This window comes from Nocardiopsis alkaliphila YIM 80379 (genome assembly GCF_000341005.1).
In the GTDB taxonomy this organism is placed as follows: Bacteria; Actinomycetota; Actinomycetes; order Streptosporangiales; family Streptosporangiaceae; genus Nocardiopsis; species Nocardiopsis alkaliphila.
Window position 1 is genome coordinate 1 of the sequence record NZ_ANBD01000016.1, and the last position, 7,467, is coordinate 7,467.

Below are 7,467 nucleotides of genomic sequence, written 5' to 3' on the forward strand. Positions count from 1 at the left end.
ACGCATCGCCACTCATGCCCCCTATCCTGCCCCCTGGCACCCGCCCACCCCGACCGAAGCACACACATGAACACCCCACCACCAACCGACCCCACCCACACCTACGCCCACTGGGGCCACCCCCACACCCACCTGCTGGGCCAAGGCATGGAAGGAACCGTCCACCACCTGGGCCCCGGCCCCTTGGGAACCGACCTCATCGCCAAGGCCTGGCACACCAAAACCCCCACCGAACTGCGCCCCCTCCAAGCCTTCTACGAAGAACTGGCCGCCCAACACCTACCCTTCGACACCCCACGCATCCTGCACATACGCCACCGCCACACCACCACCATCACCATCGAACCCCACCTACCCGGCACCGCCTTGGACACCCACCTGGCACAAGGCACCCTCACCCACACCCAAGCCCAGGACACCCTCACCCAGGTCCTGAACGCCCTGTCCCACACCCACGCAGGCGAGGCCACCCGCGCCCTACCCGTCCTGGACGAGGAAGATCCCCTCTGGAAAGGCCACACCACCTTCCCCCACGCACTGGCCGCACTGGTCCAACGCCGTACCCACCGCTTCACCCCCTCCCTCACAACGGCCCTGCCCGATTTGCCCCACCTGCTCCAAGCCCTCCTGGAACGCCTGACCCGCCTCCCCGAACGACCCACCCGCATCGTGCACGGCGACCTGTGCCCGCCCAACGTCTTGGCCACCCCACAAGGCGCACCCACCGCCGTCCTGGACTGGGGTTTTGTCACCACCGCCGCCGACCACCCCTTCGACGCGGCCACCGCCGCGGGCTTCTACGACATGTACGGACCCCGGGCGCGTTCCTTCGACGACGCCCTGCTGGACCGCTGGGTGGGGGAGAGGGGACCCGAACGCGACCGTGCGCTGCTGTATCGAGCCGCCTACGCCCTGGCCGGGGCCAACGCCTATTCCCCCGATGGTCGAGATGGACATTTCGACTGGTGTGTGCGCCTGCTGCGACGCCCGGACGTGCGCGGGGTGCTCGGGTCATGAGCGGGGGAGGGGCCGGCTGGAAGGCACAAGGGTTCGACTCCACCAGCCGAACATCGACTCGGGTACACGCGTTCGAACCCTTGGGCGCCCCGCCACCAGCGGGACCGGGTGAGCGGACGAAGAGCTCGGCCGAGGATGATGCACACTCCGCACGTAAAAACGGTCAGATGTCGCTCAATAACCACAAAATGATGCATAACACGGTTTATGCATGAAACATGGAGATATCACCGCCTGGGACGGGCGGACCTCCCCAAGGATCACCCAGAGTGATCACCCCTCGCTCAATCGACCACCCCAGCGATCGGGGACCACAACACCACCGCCGACCTCAAGGCCCTGCCCTGACGATGGGCCCGAGAACGCGCCGACGCGGAGGAGACCACCCGGAAGAACGCACCCGAACCACGGCACGGCTCATACCTCCCACACAGCCATCGACCAAAAGCAACCGCAGAGCTTTCTGCGACCCCAGGACGCCTCGACCACGACATCACGCCTCATCGGACCCCGCAGGGGAGGCGACCCTCCACAAGCGCATGGACGTGGGCCGACATGGATGGACCGACCCGAAGCACCCGACCACGAAAACCCCTTCCCCACAAACACACCAAAAGCGCCGATAATGCACATTATGTCAAGTAGAACGTTCAAAGGGCTCCCCACAACCACCGACCCACCCCTCGTTTCGTTCCGTGACCCCCTCACCAAAATCCACATCCGACACCTCCACCAACCACACACACCCCTGAACCCCGACGACACCCCACCCCTGGAAAACACAAAAAAGGGGCCCACCCACCGAGCAGACCCCCCACACCTCACGGCAACCGCAACCACCCCGTACACACCCTCAAACCCTCACCCGACTCCAACCGCTCCACCGCCGCACGCTCCAACCTCGTCCCCCGAGGAGCCACCCCCACATCCACCCTCGGCATCCCGAACACGAACCGGAACACATCCGACTCCCCCGGCGACCCCTCATCCACCAACGTGAACCTGCGCTGAAACCGCACGATGTTGGACCCCTCCCCCAACACCTCACCCCAATACGGATCCAACAACCACGACGTACACGTGGCCACCACCGGATCCACCCCCAAATGATCCCGAGCGAACCCACGCGCACGCCCCAACGCCTCATCCACCACCACCGGATCCAAACCACCCGTGGGAATGTGCAACCGCAACACCGGATCCCCCACACCCAACCCCGGCCCCAACCCCGCCGCCTCCTCCACCGAATACCAGGACACCGGCCCCTGATCCCCCAACACCGCCGGCTCCAACTGCAAACCACCCACCCAGAACAACCGACCCCGGAACTGCGCCGCCACCCACGCCGCCGTCTCCACACTCAAACGCCCGAACAACCGCCGCGACCGCGCCACCTGCACACCCACATCGGCCAACGTCGCCACCGTCACCGAACGATCGATCCCCAACGCCCCATGCCGAGCCAACTGCTCAGGCACCATCGCCGAAAAAGCCAACAACGACGCCACCCGCAACCGCGCATCCTCAACATCCACCAACGTCGGCCACGGCCGCCACACCCCCACCGCGACATCCCGATCAGCCCACAACCGCCGACACATCAAACCCACCACATGCCACAACTCCGGCGGCCAACCCTCACCCCCCTCCCCCGGCCACAAAGCAGCCACCTCCGCTCGATCCACCTCGGACAAAGCGAACATGTCCCACACCCGAGCCGCATCCACCCCCACCGGCACCTTCAACCCCGGATCCGGCAACGCCTCCGCAGCCTCCAACCACGACCGCACATACCCAGCCAAACCAAAACGTTCCACCACACGAGCACTATCCATCCCCACATCCTGCCCCCACACCCCCAACCACGAAAAGCCCACCACCACAAGAGACCCACCCCACAACAAGGCATAGTGTTAAAAGACCACCACCCAACCCACCACGACCACCGAAACCGAGGAACACCACCGATGCCCGACCCGGCGCACCTACTACGCGACTGGATCGCCACCTACCACACCCCCACCACGTCGGTGGCACACCTCCTCTGCGACCGCCACGACCCCAACACCACCGCCACCACCGAAATCGGCCCCACCCTCGAACCCACCACCCTCACCTTCGAACAACTCACCCAACGCTCCACCACCCTGGCCGCAGGCCTGGCCACCCTCGGCATCACCCCCGGCGACCACATCGCCACCCTCATCCCCAAAGGCATCGACCTCACCATCACCGCCCTGGCCACCTGGCGCCTAGGCGCAACCCTGGTCCCCCTCCTCACCTCCCTCGCCCCCCACGCCATCACCCAACGCCTCACCGACTCAGGCGCCCGCCTGGTCATCTGCCAAGACGAATACCGCAACAAACTCGACCCCGGCCCACACCACACCACACCACCCACCTGGCACATCGCCACCACCGGAACCCACCCCCTCCGACCCAACGACCACACCCTCACCACCCTCACCACCCACAACCACCCCACCCCACCCACACCCCCCACCACCGGCGACACCACCCTCGCCCTCGTCTACGTCTCCAACCTCATCGGCCCACCCCGAGGCGCCCGCGTCCCCGTCCGAGCCCTGGCCGCCATGCACGCCTACCACCACTTCGGACTAGGCGTCACCGACGACGACACCTACTGGAACACCGCCGACCCCGGCTCCGCCTACGGCCTCTACCACGGCCTCATCTCCCCCCTCCTGGCCGGCCACAACTCCCTCGCCCTACGCGCCGGATTCTTCGACCCCGAACTCACCCTCGACGTCCTAGGCCTACACCAGGTCACCAACTTCACCTCCGACCCCACCACCTACCGAACCCTGCGCGCCGCCACCAAAACCCTCCCCCCCGACATCATCGTCCAACGCCTCACCAGCACCGGAGAACCCCTCAACCCCGACGTCATCGCCTGGGCCAACGACATGTTCGGCACCCCCATCCACGACCACTACGGACAAACCGAACTCGGCTGGTGCGCGGGCGCCCCACACCACCCCGACCTGCCCGCACACACCACACCCCCACCCCCAGGCGCCATCGGACCCGCACTCCCAGGCTGGGACATCCAAGCCCTCGACCCCATCGACGACCAACCCGCACCCCCCGGCGTCTACGGCCGCATCGCCATCAACCACCCCACCAGCCCCCTGGACTGGTTCGACGGCTACCACGGCTACGACAACACCATCGACATCCGCCACACCCCCGACCACACCCACCACCTCACCGGCGACACCGGCATCATCGACCGCCAAGGCAACATCCACTTCTCCACCCGCGACGACGGCACCATCATCACCCGCAGCTACCGCATCGGCCCCAACGAAGTCGAAACCGTCCTGGCCACCCACCCCGCCGTCGACCAAGTCGGCGTCTACCCCATCCCCGACCCCATCGCCGGACACCTCGTCGGCGCCCGCATCGTCCTAGACCCCACCCACACCGAAACCCCCCACCTGGCCGACGAACTCCGCGACTGGGTCAGCACCCACTTCGCACCCCACGCCGCACCCCACACCATCGACTTCGTCGACGAACTCCCCCGCACCGCCTCCGGCAAAATGCGCCGCTCACACCTACGCTGACCCCACCACCCGGACCCGAACAGGGAAAAGCCCCCGCGGTCCTCGACCGCGAGGGCTCCCGTCTACACCGGACCCCATGGCTCCCCCGAGACCAACGATCCGGCACGGACCGCGCGCCCATGACCCCCGAGGCGCCCGCTCCCACATCCGCGCAGACCCTCCCGGGACCCTACGGCCCAAACGGCCGTCCCCCTTGGTCCGCGGTGCGCACGGATGTTCACCCACGTCCCTACCCGACATCTCACGAGTAAACATCCACCCCAAGGAAATACCCGAGGCCCTTCGACCGTTGTACCCATCGCAGGCAGATGCGGTAGCAAGCGTCCCCCGGGCTCCACTCATCGCCTTCGCGGAACACCACGTCCCTCGTGGACGGTTCGGAGCCGCGTCGTGCCCCACGCCGTGAGGCGACCGCCGCATCCGCCTGACGCACCTGACGGCCTCGTCGAGCCGACGCTCGACGAGGCCGTTGCCACACCGCCCTTTTTCAGCGAACCGCCACGATCACGGTCGGTGGCGAGGCCAGGGTCTCCGGCTCCCTCAACGAGCGAAGGTCTTGCGCAGAACAGCCGGATCGCGGCCAGGTAGTGGTTGTCTCCAGTCTTGCGGGCGGCACGTACCACAGGCTTTACCCCTCGCCCTCCTCTCCTGTCTGGAACCGCTGGAGGCTTCGCACCACCGCCGAGCTCAGGTGGGAGCCACGTTCCCAACCGGGGTCACCGAGTCGACGCCTGTGATCGGCGTTGTCCTCGAACCGTTCGACCCAGGTCTGGAAATCGGCGCCGCCCATGAACCGTCCTCTTCTCGTTGGGCGAGCAAGTCTTGCAGAGCGATTCGAGTGGAGGAAGACCTCGAAGGGGCGAGAGCTCCTCATCAGTCCTGTCGGGTGGTGGCGTCCACCAATTCGTCGATCCGGGCGGCCAAGGCCATGTCCTTATCGGTCACCGCCCCCTCCGAGTGGGTGCTCAAGGCCAGACGCACCTTGTTGTAGCGAATGTCGATGTCGGGATGGTGGTCGACCTGTTCGGCCGCCTGAGCGATCTCGTCCACCAAAGCGATGGCGCTGAGGAAGTCGGGAAGGCGTACGGTCCGTTGAACCAGGACCGCTTCGGAGTCCCATTCCCAATCGGTGAGCCGCTCCAGGCCCTCACGGATCTGCTCGTCACTGAGGTGGACCATGCCACTCCCCCACTTTCGACGCCGGTCAAGGTGCCAATCCGAGATTGGCCGGTTCCGGCCGGTACCTACCCTGACCCGAGTCGATTTCCACCTTCGGACAGAACCAAAAGGCTTTGTTCGGCAGGTGCGGCGTGAGCCGCTCCTTATGGTTTGTTCTGGGTTTTTTGGTAAAAGAATCCGCCACCTTTACGCTGTAGATTCAATATTTGACTCAGGCCAGATGTCACTCGGCTCCGAGGCCTCTTCCAAAACAACGGGCACCGAACCCCTCGTGAGCCCTTGCCAAAACCCCGTCGCGGGGGTTAGCTCTGTGCAACTGCGGCCCCTGTCCCCCATCTGCGGCCCCACCGCACTCGCCACTCCCCCCGAAGAGCGAACCCATGCCCCACGAGAAGCGCCGGTCGCTTCGCGCCCGCATGATCACCCCCAGCACCCTCGTCGGCGACGTCAACGCCCTGCGTACCACCGTCGCCGCCTCGGCCTCCCCCACCATCGGTACCGCCGACGACCTCGAGACCGCCCGCGCCCACACCGACCAGGCCATTGACACCCTGATCCCCGTCCCCCGGTGCCGCACCCACGCCCGATGAGCGGGCACACCACCGACCGAACCAGAAGACGAAAGGGTGATGTCGATGTCGGCGAGCGCCGCCGCCCAGGGCCGGACCACCGGCGGGGAGGGCGAATCGGTGTGTCAGGCGGGCCCCTGTCCAGCGGCGCCGCCACACGCGCGGGGAGGTCGGGGGTGAACATGGTGCCACCACGAGAACCTGGTTGGTCGGCCGAGCCCGGCCTGATCCGTCCCTACTCGCTCACCGGTGGTCGTACCCGTCCCTCTAGGGAGGATCTGACGATGACCTCGCAGGTGGTGGCGGTGCCATCGGTGGAGGCCGGTGAGTTGGACGAGGAATTGGAGCTGATCCTTTCGGTGTGCGCGCATCCGGTCTCGGTGGCCGAGGTGGCCTCTCGTTCCGGGTTCGCGTTGGGGGTGTTGCGGGTGTTGTTGTCGGATCTGGTGGATCAGGGACGGATCATGGTGCACACCTCGGGCCGGGAACACCGTCGTCCGGACATCCGCACGCTGCGTGCGGTGTTGGACCGTATGCGGGAGCTGTGAGGGCGCCGAGGTCTGGTGGGAGGTGCTTCTACCGGTGTACGGCCTGGTCGATGGCTTGGAGGAGGTCGCTGATCGGGCCCAGTGTGAACATCGCGCTCGCGGCTCCAGCGTGTTCTTCGCGTGCGGGGCTCAGGGCGTGGCGAACGCGACGCAACTGACGGTCGGCGCGGTACAGAGCCAGGGCCAGCAGGTGCCAGGCCTGTTCGCGCCAGGGGTGGTCGACCACGTGGGCGTCCAGGTCGACGATGACGCGGCCCGTGTCGCCCAGGGTCAGACGTGCGCGGGCCAGGTCCTCGGTGGCGCCCAGGCGTAGCTCGTCCAGGCATGCGCGGCGGTTCGCAGGGCGTATCCGGGACCTTGGGTGAGGATCAGGCGAGGTGGGGTTCGAGGTGGGCGTCGGGGTTCCAGGGCCCTGCGCAGGGCGGCCACGAAGGTACGTACGGCGGCGGGTGCGCCCGTGGGCGGTTCCTGGTCTTCCCACAGGTCATCGATGAGCACGTCCAGGGGGACCATGCGTCCGTGGGCCAGGAGTAGGCGGGCCAGGACGGCGCGGGGGCGGGGGCC

7 protein-coding genes and 1 pseudogene are annotated in these 7,467 nt (G+C 66.7%); 4 read left to right on the forward strand and 4 right to left on the reverse strand.

Annotated elements, in window-relative coordinates; all coding sequences use genetic code 11:
• The first annotated feature begins 66 nt into the window (after positions 1–66).
• A complete protein-coding gene (locus tag D472_RS0101925) occupies positions 67–1,017 on the forward strand; it encodes a phosphotransferase family protein (RefSeq protein WP_017602817.1) in 951 nt (316 codons plus the stop codon).
• Positions 1,018–1,838: 821 nt separating this feature from the next.
• Here D472_RS0101925 and D472_RS0101930 read toward each other — a convergent pair.
• Positions 1,839–2,852, reverse strand: a complete 1,014-nt coding sequence (locus D472_RS0101930; RefSeq protein ID WP_026117290.1) for an acyltransferase domain-containing protein — start codon at positions 2,850–2,852, stop codon at positions 1,839–1,841.
• A gap of 132 nt (positions 2,853–2,984) precedes the next feature.
• Here D472_RS0101930 and D472_RS0101935 point away from each other — a divergent pair, with 132 nt between their 5' ends.
• The gene (locus D472_RS0101935) at positions 2,985–4,607 is read left to right on the forward strand and encodes an AMP-binding protein (protein WP_017602819.1); all 1,623 of its coding nucleotides are present in this window, start codon (positions 2,985–2,987) and stop codon (positions 4,605–4,607) included.
• A gap of 628 nt (positions 4,608–5,235) precedes the next feature.
• Here D472_RS0101935 and D472_RS28385 read toward each other — a convergent pair.
• Both D472_RS28385 and D472_RS0101945 read right to left on the reverse strand, forming a co-directional pair.
• Positions 5,236–5,397, reverse strand: a complete 162-nt coding sequence (locus D472_RS28385) for a hypothetical protein (protein WP_017602820.1) — start codon at positions 5,395–5,397, stop codon at positions 5,236–5,238.
• 83 nt (positions 5,398–5,480) lie between these two features.
• Positions 5,481–5,786, reverse strand: a complete 306-nt coding sequence (locus D472_RS0101945) for a 4a-hydroxytetrahydrobiopterin dehydratase (protein ID WP_017602821.1) — start codon at positions 5,784–5,786, stop codon at positions 5,481–5,483.
• A gap of 380 nt (positions 5,787–6,166) precedes the next feature.
• Between D472_RS0101945 and D472_RS0101950 the strand changes: the two genes are divergently transcribed.
• Complete coding sequence (locus tag D472_RS0101950) at positions 6,167–6,376, forward strand: hypothetical protein (RefSeq protein ID WP_017602822.1); 210 nt, start codon at positions 6,167–6,169, stop codon at positions 6,374–6,376.
• A 161-nt stretch (positions 6,377–6,537) separates the two neighbouring features.
• On the forward strand, positions 6,538–6,903 hold the full coding sequence (locus D472_RS0101955) for a DUF742 domain-containing protein (RefSeq protein WP_033302958.1): 366 nt from the start codon (positions 6,538–6,540) through the stop codon (positions 6,901–6,903).
• A 127-nt stretch (positions 6,904–7,030) separates the two neighbouring features.
• Here the strand turns inward: D472_RS0101955 and D472_RS27330 are convergent.
• Positions 7,031–7,467 (reverse strand): annotated as a pseudogene (locus tag D472_RS27330) (AfsR/SARP family transcriptional regulator); the annotation flags it as partial.